The sequence below is a fragment of the Paenibacillus daejeonensis DSM 15491 genome (assembly GCF_000378385.1).
In the GTDB taxonomy this organism is placed as follows: Bacteria; Bacillota; Bacilli; order Paenibacillales; family Paenibacillaceae; genus Paenibacillus_D; species Paenibacillus_D daejeonensis.
This window is the reverse complement of sequence record NZ_KB899664.1, coordinates 336,391-358,560: the sequence shown is the minus strand read 5'-3', so window position 1 is coordinate 358,560 and position 22,170 is coordinate 336,391. Positions and strand designations below refer to the sequence as shown.

At 54.8% G+C, this 22,170-nt stretch carries 14 protein-coding genes; 6 read left to right on the top strand and 8 right to left on the bottom strand.

Annotation, left to right across the window (positions count from 1 at the left end; translation table 11 throughout):
• Positions 1-68 precede the first annotated feature (68 nt).
• On the top strand, positions 69-1,817 hold the full coding sequence (locus F556_RS0118440; protein WP_020618467.1) for a sensor histidine kinase: 1,749 nt from the start codon (positions 69-71) through the stop codon (positions 1,815-1,817).
• 43 nt (positions 1,818-1,860) lie between these two features.
• A complete protein-coding gene (locus F556_RS0118435; RefSeq protein ID WP_020618466.1) occupies positions 1,861-3,474 on the top strand; it encodes a response regulator in 1,614 nt (537 codons plus the stop codon).
• A 93-nt stretch (positions 3,475-3,567) separates the two neighbouring features.
• On the opposite strand, the gene F556_RS34450 is transcribed toward F556_RS0118435, so the two are convergent.
• Complete coding sequence (locus tag F556_RS34450; protein WP_020618465.1) at positions 3,568-7,878, bottom strand: carbohydrate binding domain-containing protein; 4,311 nt, start codon at positions 7,876-7,878, stop codon at positions 3,568-3,570.
• A 407-nt stretch (positions 7,879-8,285) separates the two neighbouring features.
• Between F556_RS34450 and F556_RS0118415 the strand changes: the two genes are divergently transcribed.
• Complete coding sequence (locus tag F556_RS0118415) at positions 8,286-8,843, top strand: RNA polymerase sigma factor (protein WP_020618462.1); 558 nt, start codon at positions 8,286-8,288, stop codon at positions 8,841-8,843.
• Positions 8,833-10,107 carry a hypothetical protein gene (locus tag F556_RS0118410; RefSeq protein ID WP_020618461.1) on the top strand — a complete coding sequence of 425 codons (1,275 nt, stop codon included), beginning with the start codon at positions 8,833-8,835 and terminating at the stop codon, positions 10,105-10,107. The genes F556_RS0118415 and F556_RS0118410 overlap by 11 nt, the downstream gene beginning before the upstream one ends.
• Before the next feature lie 79 nt (positions 10,108-10,186).
• Here the strand turns inward: F556_RS0118410 and F556_RS37855 are convergent, their stop codons facing one another.
• The 5 genes from F556_RS37855 to F556_RS37850 form a co-directional block, all read right to left on the bottom strand.
• On the bottom strand, positions 10,187-10,369 hold the full coding sequence (locus F556_RS37855) for a hypothetical protein (RefSeq protein ID WP_157272812.1): 183 nt from the start codon (positions 10,367-10,369) through the stop codon (positions 10,187-10,189).
• A gap of 160 nt (positions 10,370-10,529) precedes the next feature.
• Positions 10,530-13,052: a TPM domain-containing protein gene (locus F556_RS0118400; protein WP_020618459.1), complete on the bottom strand. Its 2,523-nt coding sequence runs from the start codon at positions 13,050-13,052 to the stop codon at positions 10,530-10,532.
• 290 nt (positions 13,053-13,342) lie between these two features.
• Positions 13,343-14,608, bottom strand: coding sequence for a GTPase HflX (hflX, locus tag F556_RS0118395; protein ID WP_020618458.1), 1,266 nt, complete (start codon positions 14,606-14,608; stop codon positions 13,343-13,345).
• A 461-nt stretch (positions 14,609-15,069) separates the two neighbouring features.
• Positions 15,070-15,291, bottom strand: a complete 222-nt coding sequence (locus F556_RS0118390) for a helix-turn-helix domain-containing protein (protein WP_020618457.1) — start codon at positions 15,289-15,291, stop codon at positions 15,070-15,072.
• Positions 15,237-15,575: a sigma-70 family RNA polymerase sigma factor gene (locus F556_RS37850; protein ID WP_157272811.1), complete on the bottom strand. Its 339-nt coding sequence runs from the start codon at positions 15,573-15,575 to the stop codon at positions 15,237-15,239. Before F556_RS37850 ends, F556_RS0118390 begins: the two co-directional genes overlap by 55 nt.
• A gap of 196 nt (positions 15,576-15,771) precedes the next feature.
• Between F556_RS37850 and F556_RS0118385 the strand changes: the two genes are divergently transcribed.
• Complete coding sequence (locus F556_RS0118385) at positions 15,772-17,481, top strand: DUF4127 family protein (RefSeq protein WP_020618456.1); 1,710 nt, start codon at positions 15,772-15,774, stop codon at positions 17,479-17,481.
• Positions 17,482-17,578: 97 nt separating this feature from the next.
• The gene (locus tag F556_RS0118380) at positions 17,579-17,860 is read left to right on the top strand and encodes a Dabb family protein (RefSeq protein WP_020618455.1); all 282 of its coding nucleotides are present in this window, start codon (positions 17,579-17,581) and stop codon (positions 17,858-17,860) included.
• Between the two features lie 393 nt (positions 17,861-18,253).
• On the opposite strand, the gene F556_RS0118375 is transcribed toward F556_RS0118380, so the two are convergent.
• Positions 18,254-20,236 (bottom strand): ABC transporter ATP-binding protein, encoded by a 1,983-nt coding sequence (locus tag F556_RS0118375; RefSeq protein ID WP_020618454.1) that lies wholly within the window; start codon positions 20,234-20,236, stop codon positions 18,254-18,256.
• Entirely contained in the window at positions 20,233-21,996 is a 1,764-nt protein-coding gene (locus F556_RS0118370; RefSeq protein ID WP_020618453.1) for an ABC transporter ATP-binding protein, read from the bottom strand. The genes F556_RS0118375 and F556_RS0118370 overlap by 4 nt, the downstream gene beginning before the upstream one ends.
• Between the last annotated feature and the right edge of the window lie 174 nt (positions 21,997-22,170).

Below are 22,170 nucleotides of genomic sequence, written 5' to 3'. Positions count from 1 at the left end.
TTTTTGGAACGATGCCATTTTGTTGATGGATCACTTGGGCCCGCAGACATTGAAAGGGGTACGACGGCATGCTGATGCGGTTGAATATTTTTGCCAAGGTCATTATTATGGTTATCCTGCTCTTGATTCCGATTCTGCTCTTATACAGTCTTTCTAATCGTGTAAGCGTTTCCGTACTGGAGCAAGAGATTCAGTCGCTGAAGCAAAAAGATATGGCCTATCTCGCCCATGAGTTCAATTCCAGCATTGAAAATCTGTCGACCATGGCCTTTCTGCTCAGTGAGGATATTCATATTCAGGGGCTGCAGCATCTTTATTTGGAAGACAATGCGTACGAACGCAATGAAGAAAAATCCCGGATCCTGGAGCGGCTCCGGCTGCTGAACGTTGCGGAGCGGTGGGATACGCAATACAGCATTATTGCACCGGAGCTCGGCGAGATTGTCTCCACCAATCCCCGCAGCACCTATGATCCCGTAGAGCTCCAGCGCATCTTGACTCCCTCCTGGAAGTACAAGGAGATGACGATTGACAAGCATAGCCAACAGCGGTTCGTCCGGCATATTGTCAAGCCCGCCAGCCGCATCGTTAATCCGCAGCAAGCAGGGATTATTGTAGAGGTCTCGTTTCCCCGGGAATACCTGATCAAGGAGCTGGATAATTTCAAGCTGGGCGGCAAAGGCGATCCGTTCTTGTACAGTTCGGAGGATGGCATGATTATGAACCGGACAGCCGACACGGAAATGATGAAGGAGCTTTCCGTGCAGATGGCCGGGCTTACACCGGTCAGCTTTGACCGGAGCCGCGTTATACTGGGCGGCAAGCAGTATCTGGTCCATGTCATGCCGATTGAATCGCTGGGATGGCATCTGGTCGATTACGTGCCCTTGCAGGAGATGCTGCAGCCAATCACGCAATCGCGCAACCTGTTCTATGGCTCGGTCGGTCTCCTGCTTGTCATGGGCATTCTCGCCAGTTATCTGCTGTACCGCCATGTCCAGCGGCCGATTCACCAGCTCATCCGCGGTGTGCAGAAGCTGCGCGCTGGTGATTATTCCGTGCGAATCAAGGCAAGACCGCACAATGAATTTGGCTTCCTGTTCGAGCGCTTCAATGCGATGGCCGGAGACATTGACCAGTTAATTCATAACGTGTATGCCGAGCAGATCCGGACCCGTGAAGCCAACCTGAAGCAGCTGCAGTCGCAGATTAACCCGCACTTTCTGTATAACTGCTTTGCTCTGATCCGCAGTATGACGCGCCTGGGCAAACGGGAATCCGTCATGGATCTGGCCATGCATCTGAGCAAATATTACCGCTACACCACCCGGGTCGAGAAATCGGCAGCTCCGCTGCGGGAAGAGCTCCAGTTAATTGAGAGCTATCTTGAGATTCAGGCCATGCAGCTGGCCCATCTCACATACGAGATCCGCGTGCCCGAATCCATGCTGGACCTAGAGGTGCCCCGCTTGCTCCTGCAACCGCTCGCTGAGAATGCAATTGTCCATGGCCTGGAGCGGCTGGAGGGCGACGGCCGTCTGGAGATTTCAGGGGAACAACGGGACGGCTACTATGTTCTGGAGGTCACGGATAACGGGGCCGGCATGACCGAGGAGCAGCTCTCCAGGCTGCGTCTGGATCTGACACAGCCTCCCAATGAGCAGACCGGCTGCGCGCTCTGGAACATCCGTCAGCGGCTGACGCTGCAGTTCGGCGAGGCGGCCGCCCTGTCCTTCCGACGGCGAACAGAGGGCGGATTGACTGTACAGATCCGATGGCCGGAGGCGGCCACTGATGAAGGGGCGGATTATAATTGATACAGGCCTTACACGTTCGGTTGAGGAAAGGAAGGCGTCTAATATGCATACCTTATTGATTGTCGATGATCAGCCCGATCTGGTGGAGGATCTGGCTACCATGCTCCCCTGGTCCACCGTAGGCGTGGGTACGGTTCACAAAGCCTTCTCTGCCAGGGAAGCGCTGGACATCGTATCCGACCGCCCCATAGATCTTGTCATTACGGACATCCGTATGCCTGGCATGTCGGGCTTGGAGCTGCTGGAGCAGCTGCGGGTTTCCTGGAAACACATCAAGTGTATCGTGCTGACCGGCTACGACGACTTCGCTTATGCGAAGGAAGCGCTCCAGCACCAGGCGGTGGATTATTTGCTCAAGCCTGCCAGCGACGAGGAGGTGCTGCAGGCAGCAGCCAAGGCGGTGCGCGCGCTGGAGGAGCAATGGAGCACCATCTCCTCACATCAGAACATCATGCAGTCGGTTCAGCTTAATCTCTCGGTGCTGCAGGCTGCACTGCTCACTGAATTGATGCAGGGACGCCGCATCCCGGAGGAAGAGCTGGCGGCCAGGCTGACCCTGCTGGAGCTGCCCCTGTGCCCGGATCAGCCTTTCCGGCTCATGCTGATTCGGCTGGAGGAGGGACTGGACCGTTACGGTGGCCAAGATATTGGACTGATGGAATTCGCGGTAGCGAACATCGCGGAGGAAATCTTCGCTGAGCAATATCACTTGTGGAAGACGAAGGATGAATACAACTATCTGGTCGCTATTCTTACGCTAAAAACCGTGGATACTGCCGGGGTTCGCAATGAGCTGGCGGAGCAGATGGCCGCTCAGCTCCAGCATGCCGTCAAACTCTACCTGAAGGGGACCGTGTCCATTCTGCTCAGTCACTGGGGTGTGCTGGCCACCGATATGGCCCAGGTGCACAGCGATTCCGTGGTCCAGTTCCGCCAGCACATTGGCTTCGAACGGGAGCTGTTGCTATCACTGGGGGAAGAGCATGCCCCTGTCCAGGCGAGCTCGCTCTCGCTGCTCTATGATCCGCCGACGCTGAATCATCTGCTGGAGGCGGGACAATGGGAGCAGTTGGAGCGCAAGCTGGATGACGTATTTGAGGAGCTGGAGCAGCAATGGGGCCATTCACACGAGCATATTCTTGAAACCTATTATACGATCGCCAGCTCGCTCACCCGATCGATTCACAAGAGCAAGCGGTGGATGAGCGAGCTGCTCGGCGACAACTACCAGCACCTGGTCGGCAGTCCGCAATTCCATACCATTGCGCAGCTGCGGGATTGGACGACGGCAATGATCGGCAAATTCCGGCAGGCCGTCGAGCTGGAAACCATCGATACCCGCTCGTCGACCGTTCGGCAGGCCCAACAATACATTCTTGCCCATCTCGGGGAGGCTTCCCTGCAATCGATTGCCGCTCATGTCTACCTCAATCCTTCCTACCTGTCGAAAATCTATAAGCTGGAAACCGGCGAAGGGATCAGTGATTATTTGTTCCGTCTCAAAATGGAGCAGGCCGCCAGACAGCTGACGACAACACATCAGAAAATCTACGAAATTGCGGCCGGCTTAGGCTACTTAAAAACTAGCTATTTCATTAAAGTGTTCAAGGAAAAATACGGGCTGACACCACAGGAGTACCGGGAGAAGCTGCAATAGCAGCGCCGTCACGTCCCAACTGACAGAGGTCCTCCACGCAAGCCGCCCCCCGGGATGGTCCCGGGGGGCGGCTATTGAGCTAGTTGTGTCTCCTTACGGCTGTTGATCCACTTCACGGATTACAATATCGTCAAGGTAGACGGTATGCGCTGCATCAGGGGTCGTCTGTCCGCCATGCACCACATTACCCAGTAGAAACAGAAGCTTCAACTGAACGGCTCCTGCGGTGCTGAATCGCTCGGTATAGACGCCCGCTTCCTTATTCACCTGCATGACGTGCTTGGGTTGCCCCGGCAGTCCGCCCAACTCGACCTCAATCGGCCGCTCGATGGTGCTTCGGGCCCGGAAGCTCAGCTCATAGGTTCGTCCCGCCGCCAATTGAATGCCGCTCTGCGAGAGCTGGGTCGACCAACTGAGCGGCACGCCCCACTGGGAATGAATGCCCCCATGGTTGGTGATGTCGATCGCGGCCTCCTCCCCCGCAATGGATAGCGCAGAAACGCCCCCCTCGCCCACCCAATAGTCCCAGTTGGCCTGCCCGGCAGTGAAGCTGCCGTTCATCAGGAGATTGCCATCCGCTGCGTAATAGGGCTGGCTGACAACCGCCGGCGCATAGCCTTGGGCCTCCACCGTCACGATGTAACTCTTCGCCGCCGGGAACAGGGAGGCTGCCAGGTGGAGCTGTCCGGGCTCCAGCCTATAGTCCGTATCTGCGACCCGCGACCCGTCAACGCTGACAGCCGTCACCGCCGAGCGCCAGGCTTCATCCTCTACATATCGCAACACAGCCGCTTGACCAACCCGCATCTCCGGTGCCGCCTGCAGTTCAGGCGCCCGCTTAACCGGCGGGTCTTTGAGCTCCAGCACAACATTATCAATGTATACCGTATGTGAACCCGCAGGACTTGTAGATGTATTCCCCAGAAGAAACTTCAACGCGACCGTCTCGTCGGCATTCATCTTGAAGCTATACTCATAACGGCGGACCTGCGGGGAGACCGCGATGCTGTGCGTTTGAAAATGTCGGGTGTACGACGCATTCTCCACCACTGCCTCCATGTCCCGGGCCTCCGACGACCGCACATCAAAGGCCAGCCGGTATTCAAAGCCTTTGCTCAGCTTCAGCCCGCCCTGGCTTAGCATGACACTCCAGGGGTTGGGCCCCTTGGCTGCAATGGCAATCTCCGCCTCGCCCCCGGCCGCCTCGAAGCTGGCCGCGCCACCCTCTGTGAACGGGTCCCACGAAGCAAACCCTGCGTTAAATCCGCCATTACGAAGCGGGAAAAAATCGATGCCGGAATAGTCGATATTGCGGTCGCTTGTACGAATTAAGGTGATATCGTCCAGCTCTACAGCTCCAGCCTGACCGCCCAGATGGAAATGCAGCACGGCCTGACGGTCCGTCACCTCAGCGGGCATTGTAAAGCGGACCTCATAGCTGTCCTCATTACGGCCTACCAGGATGTCTCTCTCCAGGTAGGCACGGGTGCCGTCGCTGCTACCAAGCGAGACACCCACGGTGCGGTCGGCCTCTGCTGCCTTGGCCTGGAAGCTCAGGGTGTAATCCTCGCCCCGCAGCAGCTCGATGCCCCGCTGGGTCAACGCTACGGCGGACAAGGCTGCGCCTCCGCCTGCCACCGTTACCCGCAGCCGGTTCTCTCGGCTGTCTACCCGGGCCGTTGCCACCGCATCTGGCTGAACATCAAAATGCCAGTAAGTCATCCGGTGCATCTCCCCCAGATTAAAAGAACCATTATAGACATGGTTGCCATCCGCGAGCGGCGGCTTCTCTCCATCCTCATCCAATGGAATGCCCTCGATTTCCTCCACTTTGACATGACCAATCCACACGGAACTCGCATTCGTTCCCATATTGAACTCCAGCCTCGCTCTGGCATCGGAGTCTGCGAGCATCTGGAAGGCAAAGGTATGAGAGGCCACATCACTATGCAGCTGGATCGTCTTGCTGTCGGAGTAGGCAGCATATCCCCGCTCGGCGCCTCCTCCCAGCTTGACGGTGAGAGTTCGGTCAGACGCGGCCTTGGCGTCATAGCTGACCCGATAATATCTGCCTTTGGTCAGCGTCAGATGCTGTATTAACTGCACCGAATGCACCTGCGAGCCACCCTCGGCTATATCCACCCGAGCGAAGCGGCTGCCACCTGTCTCCTCAATTGCGACGCTGCCCCGCCCGCCGAACGTATCCAGGGCAACAAAATTCCAATCCTGTGGATGCAGAGTGTCACTGTCTTTCGTAACCGTCGTAATAGGACGATCATAGCCCGAATCATAGATATAGTTGCCGTCCACCGGCAGCTTGGCCCCAGGCGGCAGCTCTTCTTTGTCCACGATGGGCTGGACAGCCTCGCGGTAAGGTCTGCCGGTCAGCTCATACACCCGTACGTAGTCGACCTCCATCTGCGCCGGGAACATCGAAGGCTCCGGTTCGCGATTACCATCATACGTCCCGCCAACCGCTAGGTTCAGAATCATATAGAATGGCTTGTCAAAGGGCGCTGGATACGCATAACGCGTAGGCTGGTCTTGCCCCTGACTATCCCAATTATTGAGCGTCGAGTACAACTGGCCATCCACATACCAGCGAAGCTCGCCAGGCTCCCACTCTAGAGCATACGTATGGTATTCGGCAATGGACTGCCCCTGCGGAAAATAATACTCTCTTCCCATATACTTGTTGCCCGGCCACACGCCCCCGTAATGGATTGTACCGCCTACGTGGTCGGGCTGCCGGCCTCTGGCTTCCATAATATCGATCTCTCCGGAGGATGCCCATACGCCATACTCGCTGTCCTGCGGCATCATCCAGAAGGCTGGCCAGAATCCCTGACCGGTCGGCATCTTGATCCGCGCCTCGAACTTGCCGTAGGCTTTGGAAAATGTAGGCGCCGTGTACAGCCGTCCCGAAGTATACGGTTTGCCGCCACGACCGTCATTTCTGGCCTCGATGACCAGGCGGCCATCTTGCACACGGACATTGTCCTCCGTGTAATACTGTTGCTCATTATTGCCCCAGCCATCCAGTCCGTATTGCGATCCCGTGCCGTTCTGGAAGCCCCATTTACCAAGGTCGACGCCATGCTCGTTCAGCCGTTCGCCGCTACCGTCGAATTCATCGGACCATACCAGCGTCCACAGCTGTGGTTCACCGGGATTATTGGGGTTAGGGTTCGGTCCAGGGATTACCGGTCCGGTTGCAGGTGGTGTTGGAGGCGGAGCCGCCTCCCCTGCCTCCACTAATTGTCCGTTGGAGAGTGTATAGGTCTGGCCGCGCTTCAGCTCCACGCCATTGACATAGGCCATGCTGCTATCGACCCGGATGGCATCCACTGCACCTTCGATCCGCACATTCGAGGATGCTGTAATGGTCACGCTTTCATAATTCCCTTTCAATTGCACGCTTTCACTCGTCATGATTTGGACTGCACCGCCGGTGTCCGCTCCGCTATGATCCCATGATCCACCAGCGGCAAAACGGATGTGGCCCATCTTGGTTGTACCCTCTGCCTTTATGGCTGTACCTGATCTATGAATGACTGCGGCTCTCGCCACCGTATCCTTCAGCAGGATATCTTGTGCCCCTTGAAAATGAATCATGCCCTCTACTATTGTTCGAATGATACTCAAGTCTCCCGATGCAGAGCCTGCTGTGACATACACATTGCCTTCGACATTTGCGTCCTCTACCTTAGTATTACCAGCAGCCACCAGAACATGTCCCTGTATTCTGCCCTGGGCCATATCATCTGCGCTATGCATCCACGAACCCGTCAATCGGTGCAGCATCGCAGCCGCACTGGCCCGGGTCAATGGCTCCTGTGGACGAAAGCTGCCATCCGGATAGCCGAGCAAGACGCCTCGGCCCCCCAGCTGACGAACTGCCTCGCTGGCAAAGCTGCCGATGGCTTCCTGGTCTTTGTAACTTGATGTCCCCCCAGTGGGCGCATCTTCTTCCTTGAATAAAAAAGCCCGATACAGCAGTACCGCTGCCTCCTGTCGGGTCACCGATCGAGAAGGCTGAAACGTGCCATCTGGATACCCCTCCGCCAAGCCTGCTCGTGTCAAAGCATCGATGGCTTCAGCGTGCCACTCGCCCGGTTTAATATCTGCAAACACCGGAGCCGCCTCTGCCCGAAGTCCAAACAACCGTGTCAAAACAACTGCAAATTCCGCCCGCGTCAGCGACTGCTGTGGACGGAAGCTGCCATCCGGATAACCTTCCAACAAACCACTATCCAGCCAGCGGCCAATCTCTTCCTGCGCCCAGTGGCCTTGCCAGTCTCCCGCAGTCTGCGCCGAAGCTGCTACGGCTTGCCTGCTTGCAGGCAACAAACCTGATACGAGCATGACAGCTGCGATCATAAAGCATAACCCTCGTTTGAGCATACAACCCCTCCTCCAGATATCATTAACTATTCACCTTGTTCCCCCTTAGATGCCTCCCTTTGAGTATTGACTGAGGAGGCCATTTTTTGTAGAGCCAATAACTTCAGGTTCATGCCCTTCTGTTGCTCCATTTTTTTCAAATGTAAACTTCTTGTCACCAATTATGGTCTTGTACGCCCAGCATGTTATAATGAGAGGGATTCTTAAGCAGGTGCCGGCCGGTAAGCGTGATAGAGCCAAGGAGAGCCTCCTTTTCTCATGTCCCGCAACGGTTTTTTGGCTATTTTTACCGATAAATTCAATGTTTTTACGATGTTCAAGAAAATCTTAAGAAAATCTTTAGCTTTTCTTTAAATTATTGAACTCGAATGACTTTTCATACGTCGATACAGATAGAGGTGGCGGTTTTGAACTCCGATGCAAAGTTTGATTACTTAAAGACACTGACCGATAGTGAGGATAAACAGGCCATTCTGAATGAACTAATGACCTCTTACGGTAAAGATGTCTGGAACTATGCGTATAGCATGACCCGCAAGCCGGAGCTTGCGGACGACATCTCCCAAGATGTTTTTCTTAAGGTGTACCGGAGCTTGTTCACGTTCCGAAGCGAATCTTCTCTTAAAACCTGGCTGCTGACGATCACCCGCAATACAGTTCTGGATTATCGCCGCTCCGCCTACTTTCGCAAGATTACATTAGTCGACTACTTCTCCTCCGAGGGGGGACAGCAGTCCGCAGAACAGGAGGTTATGCAAGCGGCCACTGTGAACAACATGTGGGATATGGTATTGCAATTGCCGGTCAAGTACCGTGAAGCCATTATTCTGTTTGCACATTATCAGCTATCGATGAAAGAGATCGCCAAGATTCTGGATGTCAGTGAAGGCACCATTAAATCCAGATTGCATCATGCGCGATTGAAACTATCCAAGATAAAGGAGCGACAAAACAATGGATCCTAGCGATTACGAGGATTTGCGGCAAGAGCTTAGCGAGGGTCCCCTGCGTGGAAGAAGCTTTAACTCTGCCCTGCAGAAAAAAATACTCGACACTGCATCCCATTCCCCCAGGCCACAGCGCCAGAAGCGGTTCCCGCTCGCATGGGCAGGCGGCGCTTTCGCCATGGTGGCGGTGTTCGCCATCATCCTGTTTAGTGGCAATATAGGCACGCCTATGGACCCGCTTAACAAGACGGGATCGTCTAACATGGCGAACCAGGCGGCTATGGATACGGCAGATGAGAACAACTATGAAGATCCGCTGCTGCAAACTGCTGTGCTGATCGGCCTGCGGACGGATCATCCCGCCACCGAAACCAGTCATGCCTACAGCGATTACCGGACGGTTCTAATCGCGCCGGAGGACGGCCAAGTCGTTGAGGCCTCGCAAGGGGAGGGTATTCTGATGCCCTACAACCAGGATTTCTGGATGATCGAGCCGGTGGTGGAGAAGAATCAAGGCAAAGAGGTACAGATTCTCTCAGCCGCGCCAGCTAAGCGACAGGATACAGAAGCGACTGTAACTAGCTCAGAAGATGATGTACCTGCAACCGAGACGGAGCTACCCTTTAGTGATGAGCCAGTAATCGTATCCGAGAAGCTGCTCTTCGCAGGGAATCGTGACGTGGCGATCGAGCAGGAAGCGGTCACTGCTGACCGTGCGGAGCCACTGAGATTGTTCTGGGTGAAGCATATTGACCAGCTCACGGCCAACCGGCTGCCGAACATCCAGCCTCTGCTGGAATCGCATGTGCCACTTAGCGAGATCTTCCCGGTCCCTGGCCAGGATACGATTGTGCCTAGTCTTGGTGACATCAAAGAATCACCAAGCCATTGGACAATTGTCCGCAAGCCGGGTCGTTGGACGGCTCAACAAGTGGAATACAATAACGATCAGACCTCTTATGAGGTGAAGGATCTGCTCCAGCCGCTCCCGCGCGAAGTCGTCTCCCATGACAAGCTGGGCGTAGCTTGGGAAGAGATCTGGCAGCGCGAGCCGGAGGCCCTGGATGCCTATTCTTCACCCAACAAGGATCTCGTAGCCATCGTCAAGGAAGAAGGCATTGCCTTCTATCTGAACAGCACCAGGCTAAGCAACCAGCCTTCGCTGTCGCTGGACTTCCAGCCAGGCGAATCCATCGTCATGGTACAATGGGCCGCCTCGGAAGGCTCCCCTGAACGCTGGAAGCAGCTGACCCGGGATTACTTGAATACGGGAGTGGAGTAAGATTGCCAGGAGCGCTTACAGTGCTAAGAGACTTATCTCCCGGCTCTGACGGCCGCTTTGGTGCGTTATGACCAACAACCTACAGTTTGCCGGGCAAATAGAGGAACAAAGGTGCGTTACAGCCGACATCCTGCAGCTTGCCGAGCAAATAGAGGAACAAAGGTGCGTTACAGCCGACATCCTGCAGTTTGCCGAGCAAATAGAGGAACAAAGGTGCGTTACAGCCGACACCCTGCAGTTTGCCGGGCAAATAGAGGAACAAAGGTGCGTTACAGCCGACATCCTACAGCTTGCCGGGCAAATAGAGGAACAAAGGTGCGTTACAGCCGACGGTGGGTGTACACATCTTAACTACAAAAAAGACCTCAACCTCCAATGATGGAGATTGAGGTCTTTTTAGTTAAATGAGGTATGGTTTAAGTCTAACTAGAAGGGCCCTTTCCACCCCAGTCAAACATGGGTCCGGTGGGCTCCACAGATTTGGATTTGGAAGATGATTTCTCGGACAAGGACGACATTTCCTGTTCCAAAGACATATCGCTCTTGCGACGTTCTTTCGTTTTGGTCGTCACCGTGGGCTGTTGTACGACGGTCCGTTTGATATATTCACCTTTGTTGACTACCGTATCAATAAAACGCTGCAGCTCCGCTAGCTGTTCAATCGCTTCATTGTAACGACCACTTTCAATTAAAGCGTGCATCTCTCTATCCAACTCTCGGAAGTCACGCTTTCTAGCCATCTTATAGAAGATGCCTGACGTCGTATCTATAACTCGATGAAACAAGATGGTGAAGCGCTCAAGCGTCGTAACCGCATGTTCCTTCTTCTGTTGAATTTGTTCATAGTGTTCGCGACATTGGGCGATCGCTTCCTTGTGCAACGCCTCTTGTTTTTGCAAATGCTGCAGATCGCAAGGCCAGATATCGGCCGCTTCGCGGAAGCGCTTGGCCACCTCTTCCACCACACGATAATCGGCCTCCAGTCCCGCTTCAGGCAAGATGATCAAATCCGAAGCATGAACCTCTTCTTTCAGACTTTCGAATGCTGCCCTAGCTTTTTCAAAACCGTCAATGGCCGCTTGCTTTTGCTCATCCAACTGGATAATGTTCTGCTCGCATTGAAGCAGCTTTTTCTCTAATTGCTTCGCACCTATGGCGAGGTCGTCGAACCTTTCTTTCGCCTTCTGAAATTGCTGTCGCGCCTGCAGCTCATTGGCTTTCTCCAATTCGATTCTTGCAGCAGCATGCTCGCGTTTTAACTGTACAAAATCCGTTTCAAGCGGCTGCCATAACGATTTCTTAAACGCATTGGACAGGCGGAAGAACTCTTGATCCAATTGCTTCACGAGCCGATCCAGCTCACGAACCCGATCGTCCAGCACAGCTGCTTTACTATTGTTACTGCTCTGCAGCTCAGCAAGACGGTCTGCTTTGTCCCGGGCTTCGGCTAACAGCTTCTCCATACGTTGCCACTGTGTGCGAGCGGATATGATTTCTGCCTTGCGCAAAAATTGCAGAAGCTGCGGTACCAGTTTACTGCTCTCTTCAAGGATATGATAGATATCTTGCTCTCGCTCATACAGGTTATGCTCTTGAATCACATGCTTAATGGATTGGCGTATTTGTCGCTCCAATTCAGGATAGGCCTGATATCGGCGGGATAGCTTCAAGAGCTCCTGCAGACTGGAAGCAAGCGCCGCCATCGATCGCTCCGCACGGCCGGTCCAGTCACGCGCAGTCAGCACATCAAGAACGGCATGCTCCCGTGCTTGATGCAGCAGTTCTTCCAGCTCTTTGAATTCCCGCCTCATCGGTTCTACCGGTCCTTCCAATAGACCCTCCAGCTCTTCGTAGGCAGACAGGCCTGTCCTTGTTTCCGATTGGAGTCGTTGAACGATCTTGGGCACTTCTTGTTCGTGCCCGGCAAGCTCTTCTGCCGATTCAATCGCTCGTTCAGCGGTCCGATTTAATAGGGCTACGCCTTGATTCAATCGCGTCTGCTCTTTTTCCAGCTTAGCAAGCCCCAGTACAAACCCCTCCCTTTCGGGCTTCTTGCTCAGCTCCTCTGCCGCAATCAACAAATCAGTCAGTGTGCCTTCCAATTCCTTGGCGACACGTTCGGTTCTGCCTTTGCTTATTTCCGCCAGCGCGGACACACCCTCAAGCGAACGATTCACCGTCACCATTAATTCGCCGCTGATCCTCCTGTATTCCCTGATCTCAGCCTGCAGATGCGCTCCAGTACGCCAACGCCGGAATATCACAATAACAAGGATCACGAGGGCCGACCACAGGATGACCTGCCATAGAATATGGAATACCTTCCCCATAAAGGTTTGGAACCCACCTGGTTCTGACGCTGCGGAGTTGTTCTCTTCTATCGCTGTTGTAGCTGGCGCCTCTGTCGTCTCAACCGTTGGGGCTGCGTCCACTTTTAGTGGGTCCAGAATAAGAAATGTTTGCGTTAGTGCTTCTTTGAAATTCCCTTCTCTTGCAAAAGGGACAAAATGGACGTCCAGAATTTCATTAATTTTGGGTTCTGTCGTGTTGCCGTCATCGTCATAGTCAGCTGGCAGTTGGTTATCCATCGCTGCTTTGAGCTGATCATTGTTGAAACGCACTTCGACAATTCGCTCTTGTTGGGCAATGAGGAACAGAACGTCTCGCTCCTCCAGGCCCCAATGCTCATATATGGCTGTCGCATACTCCGCGGCATCCCGTCCATTCAGGCTGCCCACCGTCAGTACGTAGAAACCAAGGTTCTCCTTACTCGCGATGTCCTGCTTAATCTCCGCCTTTTGCTCCGCTGTGAAAAATCCTGCCCGGTCCTGTAGGGGCCCCAGGTTGTCCGGCAGACCCGAGGCCTGCGCTACTCCGCCCCCAATCAGCCCCAACACTATTGCGCACAGCACCCATACTGCCAACCCCACCCGTAAGCTCTTCAAGTTTCATCTTTCCTTTCGCTGGATGCTCCAAGAAGATTACCATTATAATCCTTTGGATCTATCTATACGGTCCCACGACGGGTCCGTTTCACTAGAGGTTGTTCAAAAAGTTCGCCGTTGATCACGAGGTGCTGAACACCGACCTTTTAGAACACGCATTAGAAGATTAGTTCTTCTTTACTATATCGGCTTTTGTGGGATTTGGCTTTACTTATTTGGTATTTATTTCTTCTGATGCTCGGCAGAGAACAAAGAAAAACCCGCACAGGAATTCTGTACGGGTAATGGGGTCAATGCACCGTGAACCGGTCACGGTAGCGCTCATAATCTGCCGGGGCACAGGATAGCTTCAGCCGCGTGCCCTCCGGTTCATACCGGGTTTCGTGCACCAGAGCATGCTCGTTAAAATAAGAAACGATCCCGCCATCCTCATAAGGAATCGTAATATCACAAGCCATATAAGGCTCCAGTACACGTTCCCGGATCATGTCGACCAATTCCTCGATACCTTGACCCTGCCGAGCGGAGAGGTATATCGTATCTTCTTCAATCTGCGGATAGGTCGTCCCTGCTTGATCGGCCTTGTTGTAGGCGTAGACGACCGGGATATGCTCCGCCCCCAGCTCGCGCAAGGTAGCCCTCGTTACCTCGACCTGCTGCTCATGCTCTGGGTTGGCATAATCCACAACGTGGATTAGCAGATCCGCCTCTGTCAGCTCCTCCAGGGTGGAACGGAACGCCTTGACCAGATGATGCGGCAGCCGGCTAACGAAGCCGACAGTATCTGTGATCAGAAAATGCTGGCGGTCCGGCAGCTCGATTCTCCGAACGGAGGTCTCCAGCGTCGCGAACAACATATCTTTAGCCATCACCTGCTTATCGGATTCCGGTTGGTACCTGCGCAACAGCGCATTGAGCAGACTGGATTTGCCTGCGTTGGTGTAGCCCACTAGCGCCACAACCGGGACGCCGCGCTTCTGCCGCTGCTTGCGCTGTACCTGCCGGCGGTGCACCAGCTTCTCCAGCTCACTCTGCATGCTGTCGATCTGCGCCAAAATTTTGCGCCGGTCCAGCTCCAGCTTGGTTTCCCCGGAGCCCCGGTTAATCAGTCCGCTGCCTCCGCCCTGGCGACCTAACGATTCCCGCAGTCCCGCCAGGCGTGGCAGCCGGTACTGCAGCTCTGCAATTCTTACTTGCAACTGTGCTTCCCTCGTTCGAGCCCGTGAGGCGAACAGCTCCAGAATAAGCATCGTCCGGTCCAAAACGCGGCATTCCAACTCTGCCTCTAGCGTCCGGATTTGGGATGGCGTCAGTTCATCGTTAGCAATGACAGCTATCTCACCCCCGGTGGCTGCCAGGGATGATGCAACCTCCTTCAATTTTCCTGCCCCCAAGTAGTGCGTGCGGTGCGGGTAGTCCAGCTTTTGCGTCCAGACTTCTATAACATCAATATCACAGGCCTCTGCGAGCCCTCTCAGTTCTTCCATTTCACTCGCAAAGTTCGGCCGCTCCTGGACCTCTACAGCCAATAGGTAAGCTTGCAATCGTTCTCTCATCTATTTATCATCCTCTCAGGTAAACAAAATAAAAACACAGGCAGATACCTGTGCTAAGAGGACAATAGGATAGGCTGCGGCAGCAAACGCCGGCTCGGTCTCTGCTGCTGAACCAGGTGACGGGGCATCAACTGAGTGCACAGAAGTGCGCAGGTTGGAGCTCTCTCCTGAGACCGATTGCCTATACGGTTACGCATTTCCGATCACTCCAAGTCAACTGCTCAGTCCTAAGACGGACCGCAGCGTATACTAGAGTAGCGGAAATGGACAGACCTATCCTGAGTCCTCTGCACACGGGCAGAGCCTTGGGCACGCATTACAGCGCTGCGCTCAAAGATCTCAATCGGATATGGTCTATCACACGTAACCCTCCGTTCATTGTAAATTGATGTCTAGCTTACCACAGCTCTAGCCGACTTACAACCGCCATTTGCACGGATAGCTGAATGTTCTGAACTTTCCTAGTCGCTGCCCTGTCCTTTGATCCATTCCAACATAGCTAGTCTCATACTCTGCATTGCATCCTCCCGGGGCATACCAATCCAGACACAGTACTGCTGCATAAAAGGCTCGAAGTGACGCAGAATCGCCATAGCAGCTGCCTCGTCGCCTTCTGCCGCTTTCTTCTTCAGCTCCCGGAATTGATCTTCCGTGAGAGCTGCCTCAGCATGTTGTGTTTCCATTTATTCACCGCCTGTTGGGATACATTCATCTCACGAGCCAATTGCGACTCGGTCCGGTCTCTGAAGTACAAACCCGTGATCACCTGTCGGCCTGAGGATGAGGACAGACTGGCGACGAGTTCGCCGCATTGCAGCCTTGTGAGCGCTTCATCCTCCATCCGGTACGAGGGCAGGTTCATTTCTTCATAATACCCGCGTTCCCTGCGAGCGCGACGCTTCTCCTGATACTGAAGACGCCACGCAAGACGCTTCAATTCCCCTTCATAATCCCTTAACGATTGCATAAATCCCACTCCTTTCAAGTTCCACTTTTTGTTTTAATAGGAACACGTGTTCTTGTTTTGGTCATTATAGCACGAACAACTGGTAGGAGGCAAAGCCAACCTTTTTTCTAAAAAATTTAAATTTCGAGGTTGTAATTGGGTGCTCAAGTTTACCTAGTTAGTGAAGACACCTTAACGAACCAAGGGAGGAATAATAATGAAAAAAGTATTGTATGTCCCACTGGACGACCGTCCCGCCAATCTCGCCGACGTCATCACGCTGGGCCGGGCGGCTGGTCTTGATATCATTGTGCCCCCGGCTGAAGACACGGCTAATCTACTGGATACCCGTATTGAAACGGAAGGCGACCTAGTGGTTGGAACGAGCGATCCCGTCTATGGCAAGCCTGAGCGGATCCGCAAGTTTATCCTGAGCCATGCCGGGCGTGTAGATGGTTTTATCTTGTCGATCGATATGTTGGTATACGGCGGTCTGATCGGCAGCCGGCAGCTGCGTGAGGAAGAGTGGACCGAATCGGCAGAGGCACGGGCGAGGCGTCATCTGCTGGATGTCATTCGCATCGTGAAGCAAGCCCATCCTCAGAAGCCCGTATTTGTCCTAGATACCCTGATGCGACTCGCGACAACAACGTTTGCGGACGGACTGACCTTCGAAGCCTACGAGGAATCGCGTCAACTGATGAGCCAGCCCCGGCTACCTGCAGAATCATTCGAGATGATCCTGGACAGCTACGACTTGCGCCCGGACGGTACGTCGTTTGGTGATACCGAGCATTTTGACAAGGCAGCGTATTACCGCACGCGGCGCCACAAGCTCCGGACCACCCGGTATGTACTGGAGGAGCTCGCAGCTCAAGGCAGTATTGATTTCTTGGCCATTGGCGTGGATGATGCCTACACTGAGGGGGCCCAAGCCAATGAGATTGCCTGGGTGGAAGGACGAATCAATGCTTGTCTGAATGGTACCGGCGGGCAAAATCCCGAACGGGCCATCATCTTGCCCGATGCCGATGGATTAGGCCACTCGTTGGTCGGCCGGATGGCTGCCCGCCTGATCGGCAATGGACCTGCAACGACGTATGCCGTTCGCTACTATGGTCCCCATGGCTCGGAGCTGATCAACACCTATGAGTATATGAGTGTGCACGACAACATGCTGCGTCATATCGATATGATCGGTGGACGTTATGTCGATGGGAACGAGCCTCCCGCAATCGAGGTGCTGGCGATTACCGCAGCTGATCAAGCGGCTCTTGCGATTGAGAGAATGGAGGCCAATGGCGAAGCACAGCAGTTAACCGTTCTGATGGACTTTACAGGGTTCGTGGCTCATCCCGAGGTGACCTCTGCCCTGCTCGCCAGCCCATGGACCGGACGCATCCTCGGCTACAGTTCCTGGAACACAGCCGGTAACACAATCGGCATGGTGCTTGGCATGGGCGAAACACGGATCGCTGGTTTGACCGGACTTGACGACAACGAAGCTCTGGAGAAAGCGATGAATGCCCACGGCTCCTTGCTGTTCAAGCGATTCCTAAAGGATTACTACTACAAAGTCTTGGCGATTGCGGAGATTCGCCAGGTCTCCCGCAGCCGGACGCCATACAGCAACGTGACAGCCGACCAACTCATGCTCCTGTTCAACACACCGGACGACTATGAGGAACTGACGGTGCTGCTGCGCGAGCTCATGCAGCAGCATCTGGATACGTTGAAGGGTCAGACCGCCTTCCTGGCAGGGGGCGAGGATCCGGCTCGCGCGATCCGGCAGATCACTGGCGGGCAATGGCATTTGTCAGAGTACCGTGACGCTTCACTTGCTACGGATAATCCAGCCTTTACGTGGGGGCGTGCCTTCGAAATTGATTTGGACCCGGTCGTTACCTTGGCTTCCTGCCGCGCGTAACAACATTCAGGGATGACAGGTCTCCTCCAGTTTTATACAATAGGGAGGTACAGGACTAGCGTTAAGAATGGAGGAGAGAACAATCGCTATTCAACACATGGTCATTTTTAACTTGAAGCATGCCAAGGGCTCTGCCGAGGAAGCCGCCTTCCTGAAGGACGGTGAATCCATCCTGACTTCGATTCCCGTCGTGAAGAATTTCAACGTCTTCAACCAGGTAAGTGCGAAGAACGATTACGACTATGGCTTTTCCATGGAGTTCGCTAACCAAGAGGAGTACGATGCCTACAACGACCACCCGCAGCATACCGCCTTCGTACAAGAACGTTGGTTGACTGAGGTGGAGCGCTTCCTGGAGATCGACTTTCAGAAAAGATAATGGCGGAGAGGGATGTGAATGGGTGTAATCTTATTTAGCCCCTCCCCTTCCACCTGTCGCAACAGCAAAGAACCGTGAGGTCCAGGACCTGACGGTTCTTTGCTGCTAACGGACATATAGCCGCTTATTCTCCCTCATATTCGGTCTTTGCTCGGCTAACGGCCACGTAAGCAGCTATTTGCTTGAAAAATGGAGCTTATCATGTGAATCTGCCAGAATAACTGCTCTGGTGGCCGTTAGAATTTCAAACCTCCGAATCGGGGACAAATAGCGCTGTGGTGGCCGTTAGAGCAAAGGCCATGCGGATGTTGCTTGATCACTCAAGGTAAGACATCATCTTCGTTGGAAGATGCTGTGTGGACGGAGTGAAGTTCTTCGTTCCGCATCCGAAGCTCAACCCTCGTGCGCGTCCCCTTGCCAGATCTGGCGGAACAACTCGCTCTGCTGGAGCAGCGCCTCTGCGGTCCCTTGCGATTCGATGAAGCCATCCTTCATGACGATAATGTGGCTGGCATGGGATAGGGCCACGCGGCGATGCGAGACGACGAGGCATGTAGCTTCCCGCCGTTCCCGGAACAACCGCTCCCATAGCTGACGCTCCGTCTCGACGTCGAGCGCACTGGACACATCATCGAATACATACAGCTCAGCTTGCCTGGCCAGCATCCGGGCCGCCGCCGTACGCTGTGCCTGACCACCCGACAACTTGACGCCACGCGGACCAATGGTCGTCTGCAGCCCCTGCTCCAGCTGCCCAATATCCCGCTCCAGCACGGCGGTGTGCACGGCGGCTTGAAGCCTCCCGCCGACATCCTCTTCACCGAGCATAATGTTGTTGTTCAGCGTGTCGCTATAGAGCCTTGGCACCTGCGAGGCGTAGGCACTGCGCGGCGGCATGAAGAAGCTGCCGGGGTCCTCCACAAGGACGCCGTTCCAGCGAATCTCGCCCGCTTCTAGCGGCAGCAGTCCCAGCACGGCCCGGACCAGCGTTGTTTTGCCCGCGCCTACCATTCCTGTGATGACAGTGAATGAACCGCGCTCCAGCTCCAGGCTGATGTTCTCAATTCCTCGGCCTGTCTCGGGATAGCGGTACGTCAGCCCAGTAGCAGTAAGCTGGCGTAGCGGCCCCAGCTCTGTCTGACTGCCCTCAGCAGAATGGCTCAGAGGTTCCGGTTCAGCCTGTCGGGCCCCGCGCATCCCGGTCGCTATTGCAGCGGGGCTCCCCGCCTCGGCCTGGTCCGCAGCTTCCGTCGTTCGACGAGCCTGCTGTCCGCTTGCTGACCCGAACTCTCCTGCTGACCGGGCAACCTGTTCTCCACTCCCAGACGGTGTGCTCTTTCCTTGCCCGACACCAGCCCCTGCCCGAGCAGGCGGCGTCTCCCGCTTGCCCAGATAGAGCGGCTTGAACAGCGTCAGGACCCACGCCGGAGCGCCCTGCAGCAGGGAGGTCAACCGTCGCAGCGCAACCTCCATCTGCTTGAAGTACGTAAGGAAGCGGCCGACATTGGTGATGAACTGCGTCACGAAGTTCAAATAGTACACGAATAGGGCAAAATCTCCGATACTAAATGTGCCAGCCCGCATCTTGTAAGCCGCCAGCAGCAGGATCAGACCGGTGCCGATATGGACGGTGTTGGAGAACACCGAATCCAGCGCTTCGGTCATGAGCCGGTCCTTCAGCATCGTCTTGCGCCGCCGGTCGCTCAGATTCCGGAACCGCTCGATAACCCTTGCTTCGGCACCTGCAACCTGAATGGCCTGCACATTACCGAACATCTCGCTGATCGCTCCCGTCACCTGCGAGGTCGCCTCCCGGCTCGCCGCCCGGTAACGCTGCAGACGTGAGGTCGCCAGCTGAGCGGCCGTCACGACAACCACCAGCGGCAGGAACACCAGCATCGTGATCTGGGCGTCGATGCGGAGCAGAATATAAGCTGATACCCCGGCGAAGACCAGCATCCCCAGCACATCCACAGACCAGCTCACCGCTTCCTCCGTCTGATCGACATCATCGCGGAAATGGCTAATCGCTTCGCCGGGCGAGACCGGGATGGCTCGGGCGCCCGGCTCCTTGAGAATATGCTCCAAGAGATTGCGCCGCAGCAGCATGCCCATGCGGAAACGGTAATGAACATCCGTAATGAAGCCCATGAAGATGAGCATCACCCGGGCCAGTGCCGCACCCACCAACAGAGCGATCAGCCCCCCGATGCCGATACCTAACGACGCCTGCCCGTCCAGGAAATCGAAGAATTCTTTGGTAAGCAGCCCTGGTATGACGGGGGCTAGCGAAATCAGCGTCCACATGAGCGCATTGAGGCTATAGCGGCCTGGCTCATACCGGATTAATCGCCATAAGAAAGTGGATGTCTTCATGCCAGCACCTCCTCCATCCCCGTTGCCAGCATCCGGCTGAACCGCGAATTCGGATCGGCAGCAAGCTGCTGTCGCTCGCCATCTTCAATAAGCTCGCCGTCTTCGAGAATCAGGATGCGGTCGGCCCGCTGGACCGTGTTGAGCCGGTGGGCAATCATAATACACGTGCGCTCCTCCAGCAAGCGGCTGACCGCACGCTCAATGTAGTGCTCCGTATAGGGATCAAGCCGCGAGGACGCTTCATCCAGAATGACCAGACCGGGATCCGTCAAGAATACCCGGGCAAAGGCCAGCAACTGCGCCTCACCCGCCGACAGACTTCCGCCGCCCGAGTCGAGCGGTGTGTCTAGTCCACTCGGCAAAGTATCATACCACCGACCAAGGCCCAACTCCCGCAGTACCTCCACCATACGCTCATCCGGTACCGAGCGGTCATAGAAGGTCAGGTTGTCCCGCACATTCCCCTGAACAATCTCAATATTTTGCGTCACGAGCGCCACCTTCTTGCGCAGCTCGCCCAGCTTGCACAGCCGGATATCCACCCCGCCCAGCTCCACCGACCCTTCCTGTGGATCGTAGAAACGCATCAACAATCTGGCAATCGTTGACTTGCCGCTGCCTGTCCGGCCCAGCAGACCCAGCACTTCGCCTGGTTTCAACTGAAAGCTCAGCTGTTTCAGTGTACGCTTATCCTCCTCATACCCGAAGCCCACCTCATCAAAAGTAAGGGAAAGTGGACCGTCAGGCAGCTTGGCACCTGGGCCGTCTACAATACGCGACTTCGTCTCGAAGAGCTCGCGAATGCGGACGATACTGGCATCAGCTTTTTGCAAATCCTCAAACTGGGTACGAATCTTCTCGATCGGCTTGGAGAGAAGCTCTGTATAATGAAAGATCAGGTAGACTGTCCCAAGCGTAATTGAACCACTGGTGTACAAGTAAGCGCTAATGCCGAACGCCATCGCATTGCCCAGCGCAAAGACGAGAATCGTCGTATTCCACATCGCCGCGAACCCCAGGAACGCTCGCACCCGAATCGGCAGCATCCGATGGATCAGCCGGAAGAACCGGTTCATCACGAAGCCTGCCGCCCCATTGGCCCGGATATCCTCCGTCCCCTCCAACTGCTCGCCCAGAAACCCGTACATCTCCGCATTCACTTGCCGCCACTCTGCCCACACAGGTACCGCAAACTTGCGAATCCACTGGATCAGATAGAGCGCGCCCAGCACAAAGATGGTCATGGCCAGGCCAATCATCCAGTTCTCACGGAACAGCAGAACGATAATGCCGATCATAAGCAGCAGATTGCCCGCGAGATGGATAATGAAGCTGGAGAAAAAATTGGCCAGGGCGTTCACATCGCCATCAACCCGCTCGATGATGGCCCCTGAGGTATGCTCCTTGTGAAAAGACATATCGAGGGACAGTACATGCGAAGCCAGATCACTGCGCATCGTATTGGTCGTCCGCCAGCCGACATTTTCACTCACATAGGTGGCAATGACCGAGATGAGCTGATGGAATAACGAGAAACCGATGAACACCAATGCTGCATAGATTAGCGATGTCATAGCGCCACCGCTCTGGGCATGATCAATGAAATACCGGATAATCTGCGGATTGACCAGTTGCAAAGCAATGGTCATCAGGAGCAGAATAGTCAGTCCGATCAGCGTCTTCCGCTGTGGTAGCAAGTAGCGTCGCAGCAGGTCGTAATATTGCTTCAGCGAGGTTTGAAATCGCCGTTTCTCACTCACTTGCCTCTTCCTCTCCAGGTCATGTAGACGCTAACAATGTCTCCCCATTTTAATCGAAGTCTCCCACTTGCGCTACGCTCATTTTATGCGCCGATAGACCCTTTTTTATTGTCTATTCGTATGAAATGTCCGGATTTGGGTACCTCCACAAGGCAACTTTTGCTACAATGACCG

What these genes read in the sequence shown, in the direction of transcription:
- F556_RS37850 (WP_157272811.1), bottom strand. Translation starts at nt 15,575, where the DNA reads ATGCAATCGTTAAGGGATTATGAAGGGGAATTGAAGCGTCTTGCGTGG.
- F556_RS0118390 (WP_020618457.1), bottom strand. Translation starts at nt 15,291, where the DNA reads ATGGAAACACAACATGCTGAGGCAGCTCTCACGGAAGATCAATTCCGG.
- F556_RS34450 (WP_020618465.1), bottom strand. Translation starts at nt 7,878, where the DNA reads ATGCTCAAACGAGGGTTATGCTTTATGATCGCAGCTGTCATGCTCGTA.
- F556_RS0118380 (WP_020618455.1), top strand. Translation starts at nt 17,579, where the DNA reads ATGGTCATTTTTAACTTGAAGCATGCCAAGGGCTCTGCCGAGGAAGCC.
- F556_RS0118385 (WP_020618456.1), top strand. Translation starts at nt 15,772, where the DNA reads ATGAAAAAAGTATTGTATGTCCCACTGGACGACCGTCCCGCCAATCTC.
- F556_RS0118435 (WP_020618466.1), top strand. Translation starts at nt 1,861, where the DNA reads ATGCATACCTTATTGATTGTCGATGATCAGCCCGATCTGGTGGAGGAT.
- hflX (WP_020618458.1), bottom strand. Translation starts at nt 14,608, where the DNA reads ATGAGAGAACGATTGCAAGCTTACCTATTGGCTGTAGAGGTCCAGGAG.
- F556_RS0118410 (WP_020618461.1), top strand. Translation starts at nt 8,833, where the DNA reads ATGGATCCTAGCGATTACGAGGATTTGCGGCAAGAGCTTAGCGAGGGT.
- F556_RS0118375 (WP_020618454.1), bottom strand. Translation starts at nt 20,236, where the DNA reads ATGAAGACATCCACTTTCTTATGGCGATTAATCCGGTATGAGCCAGGC.
- F556_RS0118440 (WP_020618467.1), top strand. Translation starts at nt 69, where the DNA reads ATGCTGATGCGGTTGAATATTTTTGCCAAGGTCATTATTATGGTTATC.